We start from the raw sequence: 15,997 nt of genomic DNA, 5'->3' as shown, positions 1-15,997 counted from the left end.
AGCTCTCTAGATCAGCAGCCGGAGCCTTGGCAAGGCTCCCGCCACGCGGAATCAGGACGCCCGTCTGACGCGCGACTAGACGATCACTGCGCCATCGAGCTCGTCGATGAGAAGCGGTCGGCTCCGCCCCAGCTCGGCGTTGCTGGCCTCGCGCTCGAGGGCGAGCTGATAGGCGTGCGCCACCACTTCGGGGAACTCACTGACGTGCGCATTGAAGGCCGCGCGCGGTAGACAGAGCACGACGGCGCGGTCGACGGCTGTCACGGTCGCTGTGGCCGGACGTTGGTGCAGCAGCGAGATCTCACCGAAGACCTGCCCCGGACCGAAGTCGGCCAGCAGCAGCGGCTCCCCCTGGTCGTCGCGAACCACGCGCACGGTGCCGCTGAGCACGACGTAGAGCCCCTCGGCCGCCCCCCCCTCGTGCACGACCACCTCACCGCGTTCATAGACCTGCGCGCTGAAGAGCGCGACCAACGCCTCGCGCCGCTCGGGCTCGAGGGGCCGAAAGAGCGGCGAGGTCGCAAGCAGCGCCCGCAACAGGCGCTGCCGCGCCGCACGCGCGAGCCCCTCGGCCAGGCGCGGTGCACCGCTGACGGCGTCCTCGAGCGCGCCGCGCGCCAACTCGAAGACCAGCGCCGGCCGCTCAGCCGTGACGCTGGCCAGGCGCCCTTCCTGCGTCAGCAGGGCCATCTCGCCGAAGAACGCGCCGGGCCGCAGGTGCGCCAGCGTCACGCCGTCGCGCTCCACCGCCACCAGCCCATGCGCGAGCAGGAAGAGCGAGGTCCCCGCGTCGCCCTGCCGCACGATCACCGTTCCCGCCGCCAGCTCGCGCCGCTGCAGGAGGCCACCGAGCTCGACGATATCCTCCGCGCTGAGCGCCGAAAGGAGCGCGTGGGGCGGCAGCGGGGAGGGCTCCGCGCTGATCCGGCGCCAGTGCTGGAGCGCGTCGCCGCAAAGCTCATGCGCCAACGCAAACAAGGCCGGGCCCTCGGCCACCCTCAGCTCCTCGGGCTCGGGAGCAATGGCGTCGGGGGCCGGTGGCGGGGGCGGCTTCGATCGCCCCGTGGCCAGACGCGGGGAGCCGGCACCATAGCGCTCGGCGATCGCGCGCAGGACCCGCGCAGCCGCAGCAGGATCGGCGTGCCCGAGGTCCTGCGCCGCGCCCAAGGCGAGCAGGAGCTGGCCCTGCTCCGCGAGCGCCTCTGCGCAGAGCTCGAGCCCCCGCGCGGCCTCCGCCCAGCCCTGCAGCGCGCCCAAAGCAGCCGCCGTGCGATACCAGAGGTAGAGGGAATCAGGCGCCCCGCGCAGCAGCTCGCAGTAGCGGCGCAGCGCCGCGGCCTGTTGTCCGGCGATCCACGCCTCATCGGCCCGATCCAGTCGCTCGTCCAATGCGTTCATCATCTCCCCATCCCGCGCGCGTTCCCCGTCAAGCGCCGCGCGCCTCGGGCGGGAGTATACACGCCCCGCTGCCACCACGACCCCGGCCGCCCGGGCGATAACGTTGACCTCACCGCCACGAGTGGCACTCTGTGTTGCGCGGGCGAAACCTGTTGCGCGGGCGAACCTCGCGCGGCCGCGCGGGGAGCGATCGATGGCCAGACCGCAACAGCTTCGCGTGGCCGAGTTGGCCGGAAGCTGGTATCCCGCGACGCCCGCGGGCTGCCAGGCGAGCTTCGGTCGCTTCGAGCGCGGCGCGGTCGACAGCCAGCGCACGCAGCTCGTCGGGGGCATCGTGCCGCACGCCGGCTGGGCCTTCTCTGGCGCGATCGCCTACAACGTCGTGCGCGAGCTCGCTGCGGCCGCCAGCGCCTCCGAGACGATCGTGCTCTTCGCTGGCCACCTCGGGCCCGACGCCGCGAGCACGGTGATGCAGCACGGCCAGTGCTGGACGCCCTTCGGCCCGCTCGACACCGATGAGGCCCTCGTGCAGCAGCTCGCCACCGCCGCGCCGCTGCGCGCGGAGAGCCCCCTCAACCACACGCAGGACAACTCCGCCGAGGTGGTGTTTCCGCTGATCAAGCATTTCTTCCCGGCCGCGCGCCTCGTGATCCTCGGCGCGCCGCCGCGGGCCGCGACGCTGCAGCTCGCGGACGCCGTGGTCGAGGCCGCGAGACGACTCGGCCGTCCGATCGCGGTGATCGCCTCGACGGACTTGACGCACTACGGTCCGAACTACGGCTGGACGCCACAGGGCAGCGGCGCCGGCGCCGAGCGCTGGGTGCGCGAGACCAATGACCCGCTCTTCCTCGCCGCAGCCTGTGAGGGCACGCCCCTCGAGGTGCTGCAAACCGGCCGCCTGCACCGCAATGCGTGTTGCCCTGGTGCCGTGGCCGCCGCCTGGCAATGCGCACAGCGCTTGGGCGCGAGCAGCGGCGAGCGCCTGCGCTACGCCACCAGCGCCGACGTGCGCCCCAATGCCAGCTTCGTCGGCTACGCCGGCGTGGTCTACTGACGACCGCGGCGCTCAGGAATCGGCGACGAAGGCCCGCAGCGCCGGGGCGAAGCGGCGCGACCCTACCCTTGGCGACGCGCCCGGGGCGTCGACCTCCAAGAGGTTGTAGCGCGCCCGCCGCGCGGGATCCGGGCTGAGCCAGGTGCTCGAGGTCAGCCCGATCACGCGGATCGCCTGGCCCGCGGGGCCGGGCAGACTGTCGGCGCAGCTTCGATGCAGATGGCCGTGGAGCAGCAGGTCGGCGCCGGTCCGCTCAAGCATCGCGAGCAGCGACGCGCCGTCGACCAGCCGCTTATGCCAGTGTGCATGCGGCGAGCGCGGCGGGTGATGCACGACGACGATTCGCGTACGCGTGCGCACCTCGGGATGGCCGAGCAGCGCCTCGGCGGCCGCGAGCTGGGTCGCGCCCACGCGGCCGGTAGCCATCAGCGGCGGCGACCATACGGCGCTGCTGAGACCGACGATCGCGACGGGTCCGCGCAGATGCACCAGCGGATAGGGCCCCGCACTGCCGCTAGGCAGGTCTGTGTGCAGGAAGTCAGCCATCACCCGCGCGAAGTCGCCGTCGCGCACGCTGCCCCAGGTATAGGCGTCATGATTGCCCGGGACGACCGTGATCGCCGCGCTCGGCAGGCCCAGGGCCAGGAGCGCGCGCCGCGCCCGCTCGAACTCGCCGCCCAGCGAGAGGTTCGTCAGTTCGCCCGAGACGATCAGATGATCGGGCGCCACCTGCCTCAGCTCGGCCCAAAGCACCTCGACGAGGCGCTCCGGGTACTCCCGCCCGCGCCTCAGCGACAGGTTGATCGCGCCGAGGACCCGCTGACTCAGCCACGCCCTGCGCGGTATCGGCAGGTCGGTGCGCAGATGCAGATCCGAGAGGTGAGCGATGCGCATCGCGCGTACGCTATGACTATTCATCGCCCACGGCAATGCGATGCCCCAGCGCTAATGCCCCGCGGGCAATGCTCCACTGGTAAGGCCCCATTGCCGACGGCGCGGGATCAGCGCCACGGCCTGGCGCCTGGCGCCCAGGAGCCGAAGAACCGATCGCGCAGCGACCCGCTGCGTTGACGGGCCCGGGAGCAGCGGGCTATGAGGAGGTCGCTGGAGGTCCTCGTGTCCGACATCACTACCGCGACTACCGCACCACCGTCCGCAGTCTCGTCAACGGCCGACCCCGCCGCCGCACCGCAGGCCGCGGCCACGACGCCGAGCGTCCTGCTGGCGGTCGGTCGCACCCATACCTGCGGCGACCTGCGTCCCGAGCATCGCGACCAGGAGGTCGTGCTGATGGGCTGGGTCGCCAACCGCCGCGATCACGGCGGCGCGATCTTCGTCGACCTGCGCGACCGCTACGGCATCACGCAGCTCGTCTTTCGCGCGGATGTCGGCGCCGAGGCTCATCGCCTGGCTGGCGATCTGCGTGGCGAGTTCTGCATCGCCGTGCGCGGGCGCGTCGCCGACCGCGGCGACAACGTCAATCCCAAGCTCCCAACCGGCTCCGTGGAGGTCAGCGTGGCGCAGCTCGAGATCCTCTCGCGCTCGCAAACGCCGCCCTTCTCCCTCGACGACGAGACCGACACGCGCGAAAGCCTGCGCCTGCGCTACCGCTACCTCGATCTGCGGCGCCCCGCCCTGCAGCGCAACTTCGCGCTGCGGGCGGCGGTTAGCAGCGCCACGCGTGAGCAGCTCAGCGCGGAGGGCTTTCTCGAGCTCGAGACACCGGTGCTGATCAAGCACACGCCGGGTGGAGCGCGGAACTTCTTGGTGCCGAGTCGCCTCAACCCACAGCAGTTCTACGCGCTGGCGGAGTCGCCGCAGCTCTTCAAGCAGCTGCTGATGGTGGCTGGCTTCGACCGCTATTTCCAGATCGTGCGCTGCTTCCGCGATGAGGATCTGCGCGGTGACCGGCAGCCCGAGTTCACGCAGATCGACCTCGAGCTGGCCTTCGCCCATGAAGAGCTGCTCTACGGCATCGTCGAGCGCCTGATGGCCCGGCTCTTCACCCAGGCGCTCGGCGTGACGCTTCCCGTGCCCTTTCCGCGGATGACGTATCAGGAGGCCATCGCCAGCTACGGCTGCGACAAGCCCGATCTGCGCTATGACCTGCGCCTGACCGACGTCAGCGATCTCTGCGCCGGCTCTGGGTTCCGCGTCTTCGACGGCGCGATCGAGGCCGGGGGGATCGTCAAGGCGCTGCGCCTGCCCGGCCGCGCAAGCGAGCTCTCGCGCAAGGACCTCGACGCCCTACCTGAGCTGGTGCGTCCGGTCGGCGCCAAGGGCGTGGCCTATGCGCGCCTACAGCCGGCCGCTGGCGAGACGAGCTGGCAGGCCCCCTTCGCCAAGGCCTTGCGGCCGGAGACGATGCGCGCGATCGACGCCCGGCTCGGCGCCACGGCGGGCGACGTGCTGCTCTTCCTCGCCGATCAACCGGGCATCGCCAACAACGCGCTCGCCTTGCTGCGCGCGCAGATGGCCGAGCGCTTCGGGCTGATCGACCACGCTGCCTGGGCGCCGCTCTGGGTCACGGATTTTCCGCTGCTCGAGCGCAGCGAGGCTGGCGCCTGGGTCGCCTGCCATCATCCCTTCACCGCGCCGCGCCCGGAGGACCTGCCGCTGCTCGGCACCCCGGCGCAGGGCTCCGTGCGCGCCCGCGCCTACGACTTCGTGCTTAACGGCGTCGAGATCGCCGGCGGATCGATTCGCAATCACGAGCCGGAGATCCAAGCGCAGCTCTTCACCGCGATCGGCCTCAGCCCAGCACAAGCCGAGGCCAAGTTCTCCTTCCTGCTCGAGGCGTTTCGCTTCGGTCCCCCGCCGCACGGCGGCATCGCCATCGGCCTCGATCGGCTGGTGATGCTGATGTGCGGCGCCACCTCGCTGCGCGATGTCATCGCCTTCCCCAAGACCCAGAAGGGCACCTGCCTGCTGACCAGCGCTCCTGGCCCGGCGGAGGCGGCGCAGCTGCGCGAGCTGCACGTGCGGCTGGCCGACTGATCGGCGGCGGCTCCGCGCCGCGCGCTGGGCACCTCCCCTTTTGCGCGGGTGCCCTGCTATCATCGCCGGCGCGATTCGACGATGCAGCCACCCTCGGCCCCCGATCAACGACGTGCGACGCTGGCGCGCTTGGCGTCCGAGTGCTTCGACCTGGTCGTCGTCGGTGGCGGAATCAATGGCGCCGCGATCGCGCGCGACGCTGCGTTGCGCGGTTACCGCGTCGCGCTCGTCGAGCGCCGCGACTGGGCGTCGGGCACCTCCAGCCGCTCGAGTCGGCTGATCCACGGCGGTCTGCGCTACCTCGAGCATGGCGAGCTGGCCTTGGTCGCCGAGAGCCTGGCGGAGCGCCGACAGCTGAGCCGACTCGCGCGCCATCTCGTGCGACCGCTGCCCTTCGTCGCGCCGGTCTATCGCGGTGATCGCTGGCCGGCCGCGCTCGTCGAGCTCGGGCTCTGGATCTACGACGCGCTGGCGCTCTTCCAAGGCCACGCGCGCCACCAATACTTCGGCCCGAGGCGCCTGGTCGGACTGCTGCCAGGGCTACGCCAGCAGGAGCTGCGCGGCGGTGTCCTCTACTACGATGGCCAGACGGACGATGCGCGCCTCGTGCTGGAGAACGTGCTCGACGCCCGGCAAGCCGGTGCGGCCGCTGCCAGCTACTGCGCGCTCGAGGCGTTCGAGACGCTTCAGGGTCGGGTTGCGACGGCAGCCCTGCGCGATCAACTCAGCGGCGCGCGGCTGCAGATCAGGGGGCGCTGTTGGGTCCTCGCCGCCGGCCCACAAACCGACGAGCTGCTGACGCTGGTCGATCCGCAACACCATCCCTGGCTGCGGCCGACAAAGGGCGTGCACATCGTCCTGCGGGGCGATCGCCTCAGCGTGCCGCGCGCGCTGGTGGCCTACCATCCGCGGGACGCTCGCGTGCTCTTCGTGCTTCCCTTCTTCGAGCATACGGTGGTCGGCACGACCGACACCGACCTCCAAGCGCCAGCCGCGGGCACGCAGGCCGCGGCCGAGGAGGTCGCATACCTGCTGGCGGCGGCGAACCACTACTTCCCGGACGCCGGGCTGCGCGCCGACGACGTCCTCGCCAGCTGGAGCGGCGTGCGTCCACTGCTGGCGTCGGCCACGTCCGAGCACGGCAATACGAGCGCCGTCTCGCGCGAACACCGCATCGCGATCCGCGCCGACGGGATCATCGTCGTCGCCGGAGGGAAGCTGACGACCTACCGTCGCCTGGCCGCTGAGACCCTCGAGGCAGCGCGTCCGTTGCTCGACGCCGACCGCCCGCCCCGCGGACCGAGCACCACCGCCGATCGACCCTTGCCGGGCGCCAGCGGCCTGCGCAGCGAGGCGGAGCTGCAGCGCCTCGTTGCCGGGCTGCGCGAGGGACTCGGCGGCGACGAGCGCCTCGCGCACCACCTGGCGACGACCTATGGCGTCGTCGCGACGCGCCTGGTCGCCCGGGTCGCCGAGCGGCCGGCGCTCGGGCGGCGCATCGTCAGCGGCCTGCCCTTCATTTGGGCCGAAGTCGCGCACGCCGCGCGCGAGGAGCTGGCGCTCAACCTCGACGACGTCCTGGTGCGCCGCGTCCAGCTCTTCTATCGAGCGAGCGACCAGGGGCTGGCGGCCAGCGAAGCGGTCGCGGAGGCTTTGGCCGAGGCGCTCGGCTGGAGCGCGGACGAGCGCGCGCGCCAGGTCGTCGCCTACCACGAGCTCGTGGCGCGCAATCGAGCCTGGCGGCGCTAGCGGTGGGGCGCGCTGCTGCGATCGCGCTCAGTTGGGCTTCTCTAGCTCGAAGGCCTCGACCTCGCTCGCCCACCACTTCTCGTCGGCGACCGGCGCCGGCACATAGCTCGCGCTTTGCGCCAGGTTGATCACATCGAGGTAGTGGCAGTCAGCGTAGTAGCTGACGGCGTTGAGCCCATCGCGGAACTGACTATAGGTCAGGCCCTCGGTTGGTATTTCCACCGTGAGCACGACGTCGCCCTCGCCGTCGACGCTGAACTTCGCCAGGTTGATCGTGTGATTGAGACGCAGCAGATACTGACTGAGGCGCTGTTCGCAAACGACGGTCTGCGGCGCGTTCGCGAAGGGGCTGACGATGAAGTAGAGCCAGTTCTCCGTCAGGTGGACCATGATGTTGAAGTTCGCGGTCTTGCCGCGAAAGCCCGTGACCCAGGTCGCGGTCGCACCGTCGAAGTCACACTGCCAGCCGTAGCGCTCGAAGAAGTCGTGGATGGTCTGGACCGAGGCACTCATCCGAGCTACTTCCTGCCGCGTCAGCTCACACCATGCCACGGCGCCGACCGTCGGTCGAGGCGCCGACCTGTCGTGCGCTAGCCCGCGCTGGCCGACGCGCTGGCCTCGGACTCCCCCCCGGCCGCCCTGCGCGGGCGATCGATCAGCCCTCGGCGCACGAAGTCGTCATAGGCCTCGCGAATCGCGTCGACGATCGCGGTCGGCTCGTAGCCCAGCTCCTGCCGCGCCTTCGTGCAGTCGGCGTGCCGTTGCATGCGCAGGATGCGCACGGCGCCCGGCGTCAGCCGCTGCGAAGCGTCGGGGCGTAGGCGCGCCAGCACGGGGGTCACGAGCTCGGCGATGCCGGCCATCAGCGCCGGCGGCAGCCGCAGCCGCGGGCGCCGCCGCCCGGTCACCTCTTCGAACCAACCCATCAGCTCGTCCATCGTGCAGAAGCGCGTGGCGAAGATGTACTTCTGTCCGGCGCGTCCGCGCGCCATCGCCAGCAGATGACCCTGCACGATGTCGCGCGCGGCGACGAACTCGAAGCCGCCCGGGATATAGGCCGGCACGCGCCCGCGGGCGAAGTCGCAGAGCACCTGCCCCATCCGCGAGGGCTTGTGGTCGTGGGGGCCGAGAATCGCGCAAGAGGTGGCCACCACGACGTCGAGGCCGTCGGCAAAGGCCTTCAGCGCCTCGTGCTCGGCGAGGGCCTTCGATTGCTCGTAGGGCAGTGGTCGCGCAAAGGGGAAGAAGGGCATCGTCTCATTGGCCGGACGGCTCGGATCGTCGAGGTCGTAGCCCGTGGCGCTGAACGATCCGGTCACAACCACCCGCGCCACCTCGGCGAGGCGCGCCGCCCGCAGCAGGTTGCGCGTGCCCAGGACGTTGCTCTCATAGATTTCGCGCGCCGCGTCCACGCTGCCGTAGACCGTCGAGAGACTGGCCGCGCAGTGGTAGACGTGGGTGCAGCCCCGCGCGGCCAGCGCGGTGGCCTCGGCGTCGCGCAGATCGCCAAAGCACCACTCGACATCGAGGCCGTGCAGCGCGGCGTTGTTGCTGTCGCGCCGCACGAGCGCTCGCACGACGACTCCATCCGCCAACAATCGCCGCACCAGATTCGCCCCGAGGTGCCCGGCGCCGCCGGTCACCAGGACCTTGCCCATCGCCATCGCCGCCGGAACCTGCTCGAGCTCAGCCATCACGCCCTCACCACTGAAGTCCTGGTCGCTTACCATCGCCCGCGGCGCGCTGTCCACCGCGAGGGCGTCGCAGGCCCTGCGCGATCAGCGCGCTGCCGCGCCCTCCCCGTAGCGCGGAGCGCTGAGCGGGACGAGCAAGCCGGGGACGCGCGGCAGCGCGACGACCTCCGCGCGGCCACCACCGGCCAGCTCCAGCGCTCCGGGGTTCTCGAGCGCGCGGCGGTGCACGTAGCCCAGGGCCACGATGGCGTCGAGCGTCGGCGAGTAGGCCGCCGAGGTGATGCGGCCCGCCTCGGCAAGGGCCCTGTGCCGCAGCGTCTCACCCGCCGCGGGCAGGCGGTCCGCCGCCGCCCGGAGGGCCAAGAGCCGCCAGTTCACCTGGCCACGGCTATGCACGCGACAGACCGGCTCCTGTCCCGGATAGCAGCCCTTCTCGAAGCTCACGGCGCTGAGCTGCCCGGCCTCGAGCAGCATCGTCTCAGCGTCGACGTCGACGCCCATTCGCGGCGCGCCGGCCTCGAGCCGCGCGACCTCAAACGCGGCCGGCTCCAGCGCCAGCACCGGCGCGGGCCGCAGCCACTCGCTGAGCGCCGCTCCCGCGTGGCTGTCCGCAGGCCCGAACAAGAGCAGCCCGGCACCGCCGAGCTCATCATCACCCAGGGCGAGCCAGCATGCGCCGCCCGCCACCAACGTCGCCTGCGCGTAGGGCGCGAGCGCTGCCGCCGCGCCGAGCGCGGTGCAAGCACGGAGCCCGGGACCGTAGAGCCCGACCACCTCGCCGGCGGAGGCCTCGAGGTTGACGGCGTGGCCGATGCTGTAGCGGTCGAGCAGCGCCAAGACCGTCGGCACCAGCGCGCGATCGACGACGCAGCTCAGCGCCTCCTCGCCGCGGACGATCACGCGGAGCAAGGCGACGACCTGCGCCTTCGGCGTCAGCAGCGCGGCGGGCACCGCGTCGCCCGGCGCAAGCGCGCGCAGGTCCGCGGTCACGAGGCGCTGCAGGAAGGCCCGCGCGCCCGGGCCGCTGACCTCGACCCGGCCGAGATCCTCGCGCCTACAGCTCACGAGGCCCTGGCGCAGCGCCGCCAACTGGGCTTGCAGCGCAACGCCAGCAGCCGGGCGCCCAGCCGCCGGATTGCCGGGCTCGCGCGGCCCCGCTTCGTCGCGCGGCGCCACCTCAGCGGCCCCGTACGAGCTGCTCGAGCTTCGGGCGCTCGTGGAAGAGCGCCGCCCGCAGCGCGACGAGGCGGGCCAGCTGCTCGTCGCTGAAAGGCTCCTGCTGCCGCAATAGCCCCTCAAGCTCCGCCGTCCGTGCCTCGAACTCCCCGCGGTTGAGCCGCACCATTCCCCCACGACCGAAGTAGTCGAAGAGTTCAAGGTACTCATGGAAGCTTGCCGACATCGGCGCGTCATAGCAGCGCGACCCAGGCGCCGCAAGCGCGTCAGCCGGCAGCCAAGGGTGCCGGCCCGAAGAGGTGCCGGCCCGCCCCTTGCTGCCCGCGTGTCGGCCGCGCTACAAGCCACCTTAACCCGCCCATCGGGGCATGCCCGCGCCGGAGTTCAGCATGCCGCGCCGCTCGTCGATCGCTTTTGGCTCCGCCATACTGCTCACCGCGCTTGCCCTTGGCGGCCCCCTCGCCGCCCAGCCGGCCCCGTCCCCTGGCGCAGGCTATGCGCTCGCCGCGCTGATCGCCCGCGCCCAAAGCCACTATCCCGGCATCGAGGCGGCCGAGCATGCGGTGACGGCGATGGAGCAGAAGCTCTTTCAGGCGCGCTGGGCTTGGGCGCCACGCGGCGAGTTCAACGCGCTCTTCGCGCCAACGCCCGAGATCCGCTGTTTTGACGCCGCGGGCAATCCCGACGAGCAGAGCTGCGTGCGCACCAACATCAAACAGATCGCCTTCAATCTCAACGGCGTGTTCGGGCGGGCGCAGGTCGAGCTCGGGATGCCGCTCTACACCTTTGGCAAGCTCTCAGCGTTGAGCCACGCGGCCCACGCTGGCGTCGCGGCGGAGCAGGCCCGCCTGGTGGCAGCGCGGCGGGACCTCGAGCTCAACGTCACCAAGGCCTACTGGGGAGCCAAGCTGGCCCGCGCGATCTTGGAGATGATTCACGAAGGGCGCGAGCACCTCGACAAGGCCAGTGCCCGCATCGCCCAACAGCTCGAGGACGATTCCGGCGACGCCACCGTCACCGATGAGCTGCGACTCAAGACCTACACCGTCGAGATTGATACCCGCACCCTGGAGGCGCAGAAGCTGGAGCAGCTCGCCCTGCGCTCACTGACCGCGCTGACGGGCCTCCGCGCCGATCAGCTCACGCTTGATGCCCTCCCCCTCGAGGCCTCGAGCGCCGAGCTGCTTTACAGCGCCGACTACCAGCGCGCGGCCATGCACGAGCGACCGGAGCTGCACCTGCTCGAGGCGGCGCTGCGCGCGGTGGCTGCCCGTAGCGCCCTCGAGCGCGCGCGCCTCTGGCCGGATCTGCTCCTCGTCGGCCGAGCCGGGATCGGCCGCGCAACCAACGTCGATTTCCCGCAGAACGCCTTCTTCAACAACCCCTTCAACTTCAGCAGCGCGGCGCTCGGGCTCGCCCTGCACTGGCAGCTCGACACTGTGCAACAGGTGGGCCGCCTGCGCGAGGCGCTGGCCGACGCGCGCCGCCTGGCGGCGCAGCGACAAGCGGCATTGAGCGCTATGACGCTCGAGCTCGAAAAAGCCTACCTCGAGCTGCAGGAGGCTCAGCAGCGCCTTGTCGTCGCCGAGCGTGGAACGCGCAGCGCGCGGAGCTGGCTGGTCGCCACCTCGCAGAACCTCAGCGCCGGCCTGGCCGAGCCCAAGGAGCTGACCGACGCCCTCGTCGCGTATTTCCGCCTGCGGCTGACCTCCCTTCAGTCCAGCTTCGACGTCAACGTGGGCTGGTCCGAGCTGGCCCGCAAGGTCGGCCTGGCGACCGCCGAGCTGCAACGCACCCTGGTTCGGACCCCCGCGCCCAGCGCCGCCCGCTAGGCGCCGCGCCGAGGCACATGGTCGCGCGCATCGCCTTCCTGTCTCGCTTCGCGCGCTGAGCAGCTGGCGGGAAATCCCGCCGCCACACGTTGTTGAGTCGCCACCCCTCGTGTATGAACTAGACTATGCACACCACACGAAGGGGGCCAACGATGCGCCACGCCCGGCATCCGCTGATCTTGCTGGCAGCGCTCTCGTTGATCGGCGTCACGGGGCACGCGGCGGCCGCGCGCACCGACGGGCCGCTGATCAAGGTAAGGCGCACCAACGACCAGATCGCGATGCTGCTGCGCAAACAGACGCGCGGCCGCGCCCCCAAGCCGATCGATCGCGAGCTGACTCGCGTCGTCGCGCAGTTCCTCGATTTCCCCGAGCTCGCGCGGCTGGCCCTCGGCCGACACTGGGAGAAGCGCACCAACGCCGAGCGTCAGGAGTTCAGCGAGCTGCTGCGCCAGCTGATCGAACGCAACTACCTCAAGCAGCTGCGCTCGAATCTGAACTACGCCGTCCGCTACCTCGGAGAGGAGATCGTCGGCGACAAGGCCGCGATCACCACGGCGATCGACGTCAAGCGCAAGGGGCGTAGCGAAGCGCTGCAGATCCAGTACAAGATGCGCCAAGGCACCGATGGCTGGATGGTCTACGATGTCATCACCGACGACGTCAGCGTGGTCCGCAACTACCGCTCGCAGTTCAACCGCATCATCCAGCGGCAGTCGTATGGCGCACTCGTCGAGAAGCTGCGGAGCAAGCTCAAGGACCCGGCCTAGAGCGCCTCAAGGCGCTGGCCGACCAGGGCGACGCTCCGCAGCGTGCGCAGCATGCGCGGCATGCGCAGCATGCGCAGTGCTGCTCGCGCTGGGCCTCGGCGGCTGCGGTGAGCTGCGCTACGAGGGCTTTCTTGGCGAGCCGATTCCGGCCACCCTCGAACAGGGCGTGCTCGTCGCGCGGGTGCGCGTCGACGACGGTCCCCCGCTGCGCGCGGTCGTCGACAACGCCGCGTCGCTGACCTTACTCAGGCAGAGCGAGGGTTTCCGCAGTCGTCGCCGGCGCGTGGCGCTGCGCCTGCTCGATGCGCTGCGTCCAACCGTCACGCGCTTCGTCTTTCACGACCTCGAGCTGCTCGAGGCCAGCGCCGGTCCGATTGGTCTTGATGCGCCGCTGGCCGTCGACCTGCTGCTCGGCGTCGACGTCCTCGCGCATTTCGCCGTCACGCTCAACTACCTGGGGGTAGCAGACGGAGGCAGCGCCACGGCCGCGCCCCGCGCGCTGACGTTGCGCTCCGAGTTGGCGGGCAGCAACGACCAGCTGGCAGCCGATTGCGACGTCACGCGCCTTGTCACCGCCGACGGCCTGCGCAGTGAGCGCTGCGCGGCCGTCTTCGCCGGCGGGCTGCGCGGCGGCGGGCGCGCCTCGATCGCCGGCGAGAGCACGGTGCTCCCCGGCCGCCGCGTGATCGCGCCGCTCTGCCTGCTGCCCGACGACTACGATCCCACCGGTGACGCCGCACCACCGACCGCGGCCAGCGGTCTCGACGCGGTGGCGATCGTGGCCTCGGGGGTGGGCACTCCGCTGATCGCTCGCTCGGCCTTCGAGCAGCTCCAGGCGCGCCATCCCGAGCTGCAGGAAGCGCCCGGGCACACGCTCTATCTGCCAACCGGCAGCGAGATCGTCTCGCTGGTGTCGATTCCGCGTGCCGCCCTGGTGGCCGACATGACCCGCACGCTCGACGACCCGCGGCGTAACTTTGGCCCCTGCGGCGAGCTCGCGCGGCGCTGGCGCCTGCTGCGTCTCGACCGCTTTGCGCTCGATGCGGCGCAGGATCGCGACGAACGAGGCGCGGCGGTGGCCTGGGTCGGCGCCCCGATCGCCTTCGCGATCGTCGACGATCGCTCGCCGCTGCTCCAGGGTCTGCGCCAGGAGCTGCGGCCTCGCGTTCCCGATCTCGACATCGTGCTGGGCGGCGAGTGGCTGTCCTTTTTCGAGACTGATCTCGACTACCCGGCGAGCCGCATGATGCTACGTTGCACCGCCGCCGCGGCGAGCAGCGCGGTCTGCCGCACGCTGCCCTTCTGTCGCCAGGACCAACGCCCACCCTGCGGGCCCTCGGTGGCGATGCCTTGAACCCCTTCGGCGCCCGAGCGCGCCGCTGTCGCGCTAGCAGCGCTGATGGAGCCGACGCTATGTCCCATTTGCTCACGCTCGACGGCCGACCGGCCTTCTTGCTTGGCGTCAACTACTGGTCACGGGCCGGCGGGCCGCGGATGTGGGAGCGCTTCGACGCCGAGCGCGTGCGCGCCGAGACCGATCAGATGCGAGCGATCGGGCTCAATGTTTGCCGCAGCTTCGCCTTCATTCCGAGCTTCATGCCGCAGCCCGGGGTGCTGGCCCAGGCCCCCATCGAGCGCCTGCGTCAGTTCTTCGATATCTGCCAGGCCAGCGGGCTGCACACGATTCCCTCGGCCCTCGTGGGGCACATGTCGGGTCAGAACTTCGACTTCCCCGGGCAACACGGGCGCTCTCCCTACAGCGCCAGCGAGGTGATCGAGTGGCAGGTGGCGCTGATGCGGGCGCTGGGCACGGCGGGCGCCGGCCACCCGGCGGTGGCCGCCTACCTGGCGAGCAACGAGATGCCGCTCTGGGGCGGCAAGAGCAGCCCGGAGACGATCGTGGCCTGGGCCGAGACGCTGCGTCGGGCGCTGCGCAGCGCGGATCCGGCGCGGCCCTTCAGCCTCGGCGACGGCGTGATGAACCTCAAGGGCGGGCAGAATGGCTTCGACGTCGACGCCCTGCGCGGGACGCTCGATTTCGTCGGACCCCACAGCTACTACGGCGACAGCGACCCGCTGCGCCAGGCGCTCAATGTCGAATTCTGCGTGCGCTCGTTGCGCTATCTCGGGCTGCCCGTGCTCTTCGAGGAGTTCGGCTGCTCCTCCAATCAGGCCGGCGAGCAGGAGCAGGCCCTCTATTACCGCGAGGTGGTGCATAGCTGTCTTTCCGTCGGCGCGGCGGGCGCGCTGGGCTGGTGCTACAGCGACTTCGACCTTGCCGACGAGACGCCCTACGACCACCACGCCTTCGAGCTGACCTTCGGCATCACGCGCGCCGACGGCAGCGAAAAGCCCGCCTGTGACGAGCTCCGCGCAGTCGCAGCGCTCTTGCGCGCCGTGGACGCCGCGACGTTGATCCCGCCGACCCCGCGGGCCGCGATCATCGTGCCCTCCTACTTCAACACCACCTACCCCTTCAGCTGGGAAGAGCGCGACCGCATGCGGCGGACGCTGCTGCAGGCCTATGTGCTCTGCGTGAAGGCCGGCTTCGAGGTCGAGCTCGTGCCCGAAGCGGCGCTGGCCAACCGGAGCTACCAGCTACTGCTCGCCCCGGCGACGCAGAAGCTGCTCAGTCCGACCTGGAGCGCCCTGCTCCAAGCGGCGCGCGCTGGCGCCACGGTTTACTGGTCGTACTTCGGCGGCGACTACAATTTCCATCAGGGCGCCTGGTGCAGCAACTTCGAGGAGCTGACGGGCTGTCGCCATGCGCTGCGCTATGGCTGCTTCGACCTGCCCGACGACGAGCTCCTGCTGCGCGGCGACGGCCTCGCGCTGGCGCTCGCGACCAAGGTCGGCGCGCGGCCCTATCCGCGGGCCGTGTTGCCGATCGAGCCGCTCTCCGGCCATGGCACGGTGGTGCTCGCCCACGACCAGCGGGGTCGGCCGGCGCTGACGCGAAAGCGCCACGGCGCAGGCCAAATGCTGCTGCTGCACTGTCCGCTCGAGTACTACCTGGCCGAGCAGTCCGACATCAACGCGCGGGACCAGAGCGAAGCGCTCTACGGCCTGCTGGCGGCCGCCGCGGGGCTCCAGCCGACGCTGCGCTCCAGCGACCCGTTGGTACAGCTGCGCGAGGTGGAAACCACGGACGGAGCTCCCCTGCTGTGGGTGCTCAATCGGAGCTGGGAGGCGCGCGCGCCGCTGATCGACAGCCCCGGCGGCGGCGCGCTGACCATCGGCGCGCCGGCGCTGCACGCGGGCCAGACACGCCTGGCGCTGGCGCCGAAGCAGGTCGCCGTCTACCGCCTGGCCGGCGCGAGCGAGTAG

13 protein-coding genes are annotated in these 15,997 nt (G+C 71.0%); 7 read left to right on the top strand and 6 right to left on the bottom strand.

Annotated elements, in window-relative coordinates:
• Nucleotides 1-75: 75 nt before the first annotated feature.
• Entirely contained in the window at nt 76-1,401 is a 1,326-nt protein-coding gene (locus IPL40_04635; protein ID MBK8480448.1) for a cyclic nucleotide-binding domain-containing protein, read from the bottom strand.
• A gap of 190 nt (nt 1,402-1,591) precedes the next feature.
• Here IPL40_04635 and amrB point away from each other — a divergent pair, with 190 nt between their 5' ends.
• A complete protein-coding gene (gene amrB, locus IPL40_04630) occupies nt 1,592-2,452 on the top strand; it encodes an AmmeMemoRadiSam system protein B (protein ID MBK8480447.1) in 861 nt (286 codons plus the stop codon).
• A gap of 12 nt (nt 2,453-2,464) precedes the next feature.
• On the opposite strand, the gene IPL40_04625 is transcribed toward amrB, so the two are convergent.
• Nucleotides 2,465-3,370: a metallophosphoesterase gene (locus IPL40_04625; protein MBK8480446.1), complete on the bottom strand. Its 906-nt coding sequence runs from the start codon at nt 3,368-3,370 to the stop codon at nt 2,465-2,467.
• 174 nt (nt 3,371-3,544) lie between these two features.
• Between IPL40_04625 and aspS the strand changes: the two genes are divergently transcribed.
• Together aspS and IPL40_04615 are read left to right on the top strand one after the other, a co-directional pair.
• Nucleotides 3,545-5,449, top strand: a complete 1,905-nt coding sequence (aspS, locus tag IPL40_04620) for an aspartate--tRNA ligase (GenBank protein ID MBK8480445.1) — start codon at nt 3,545-3,547, stop codon at nt 5,447-5,449.
• An 81-nt stretch (nt 5,450-5,530) separates the two neighbouring features.
• Nucleotides 5,531-7,198 carry a glycerol-3-phosphate dehydrogenase/oxidase gene (locus IPL40_04615; protein MBK8480444.1) on the top strand — a complete coding sequence of 556 codons (1,668 nt, stop codon included), beginning with the start codon at nt 5,531-5,533 and terminating at the stop codon, nt 7,196-7,198.
• A 27-nt stretch (nt 7,199-7,225) separates the two neighbouring features.
• Here the strand turns inward: IPL40_04615 and IPL40_04610 are convergent, their stop codons facing one another.
• The 4 genes from IPL40_04610 to IPL40_04595 form a co-directional block, all read right to left on the bottom strand.
• On the bottom strand, nt 7,226-7,711 hold the full coding sequence (locus IPL40_04610; protein ID MBK8480443.1) for a YbjN domain-containing protein: 486 nt from the start codon (nt 7,709-7,711) through the stop codon (nt 7,226-7,228).
• Nucleotides 7,712-7,788: 77 nt separating this feature from the next.
• On the bottom strand, nt 7,789-8,928 hold the full coding sequence (locus IPL40_04605; GenBank protein MBK8480442.1) for an NAD-dependent epimerase/dehydratase family protein: 1,140 nt from the start codon (nt 8,926-8,928) through the stop codon (nt 7,789-7,791).
• Between the two features lie 48 nt (nt 8,929-8,976).
• Nucleotides 8,977-9,957 carry a hypothetical protein gene (locus IPL40_04600; protein MBK8480441.1) on the bottom strand — a complete coding sequence of 327 codons (981 nt, stop codon included), beginning with the start codon at nt 9,955-9,957 and terminating at the stop codon, nt 8,977-8,979.
• Nucleotides 9,958-10,069: 112 nt separating this feature from the next.
• On the bottom strand, nt 10,070-10,294 hold the full coding sequence (locus IPL40_04595) for a hypothetical protein (protein ID MBK8480440.1): 225 nt from the start codon (nt 10,292-10,294) through the stop codon (nt 10,070-10,072).
• A 163-nt stretch (nt 10,295-10,457) separates the two neighbouring features.
• On the opposite strand from IPL40_04595, the gene IPL40_04590 reads away from it, so the two are divergent.
• The 4 genes from IPL40_04590 (at nt 10,458) to IPL40_04575 (ending at nt 15,997) form a co-directional block, all read left to right on the top strand.
• A complete protein-coding gene (locus tag IPL40_04590) occupies nt 10,458-11,900 on the top strand; it encodes a TolC family protein (GenBank protein MBK8480439.1) in 1,443 nt (480 codons plus the stop codon).
• Nucleotides 11,901-12,052: 152 nt separating this feature from the next.
• Nucleotides 12,053-12,670, top strand: a complete 618-nt coding sequence (locus IPL40_04585; protein MBK8480438.1) for an ABC transporter substrate-binding protein — start codon at nt 12,053-12,055, stop codon at nt 12,668-12,670.
• 76 nt (nt 12,671-12,746) lie between these two features.
• Nucleotides 12,747-14,024, top strand: coding sequence for a hypothetical protein (locus IPL40_04580; GenBank protein MBK8480437.1), 1,278 nt, complete (start codon nt 12,747-12,749; stop codon nt 14,022-14,024).
• 59 nt (nt 14,025-14,083) lie between these two features.
• Nucleotides 14,084-15,997, top strand: a complete 1,914-nt coding sequence (locus IPL40_04575; GenBank protein ID MBK8480436.1) for a hypothetical protein — start codon at nt 14,084-14,086, stop codon at nt 15,995-15,997.

The organism is Pseudomonadota bacterium (assembly GCA_016711215.1).
GTDB lineage: Bacteria > Myxococcota_A > Polyangia.
This window is presented reverse-complemented; position numbering and strand designations above follow the sequence as displayed.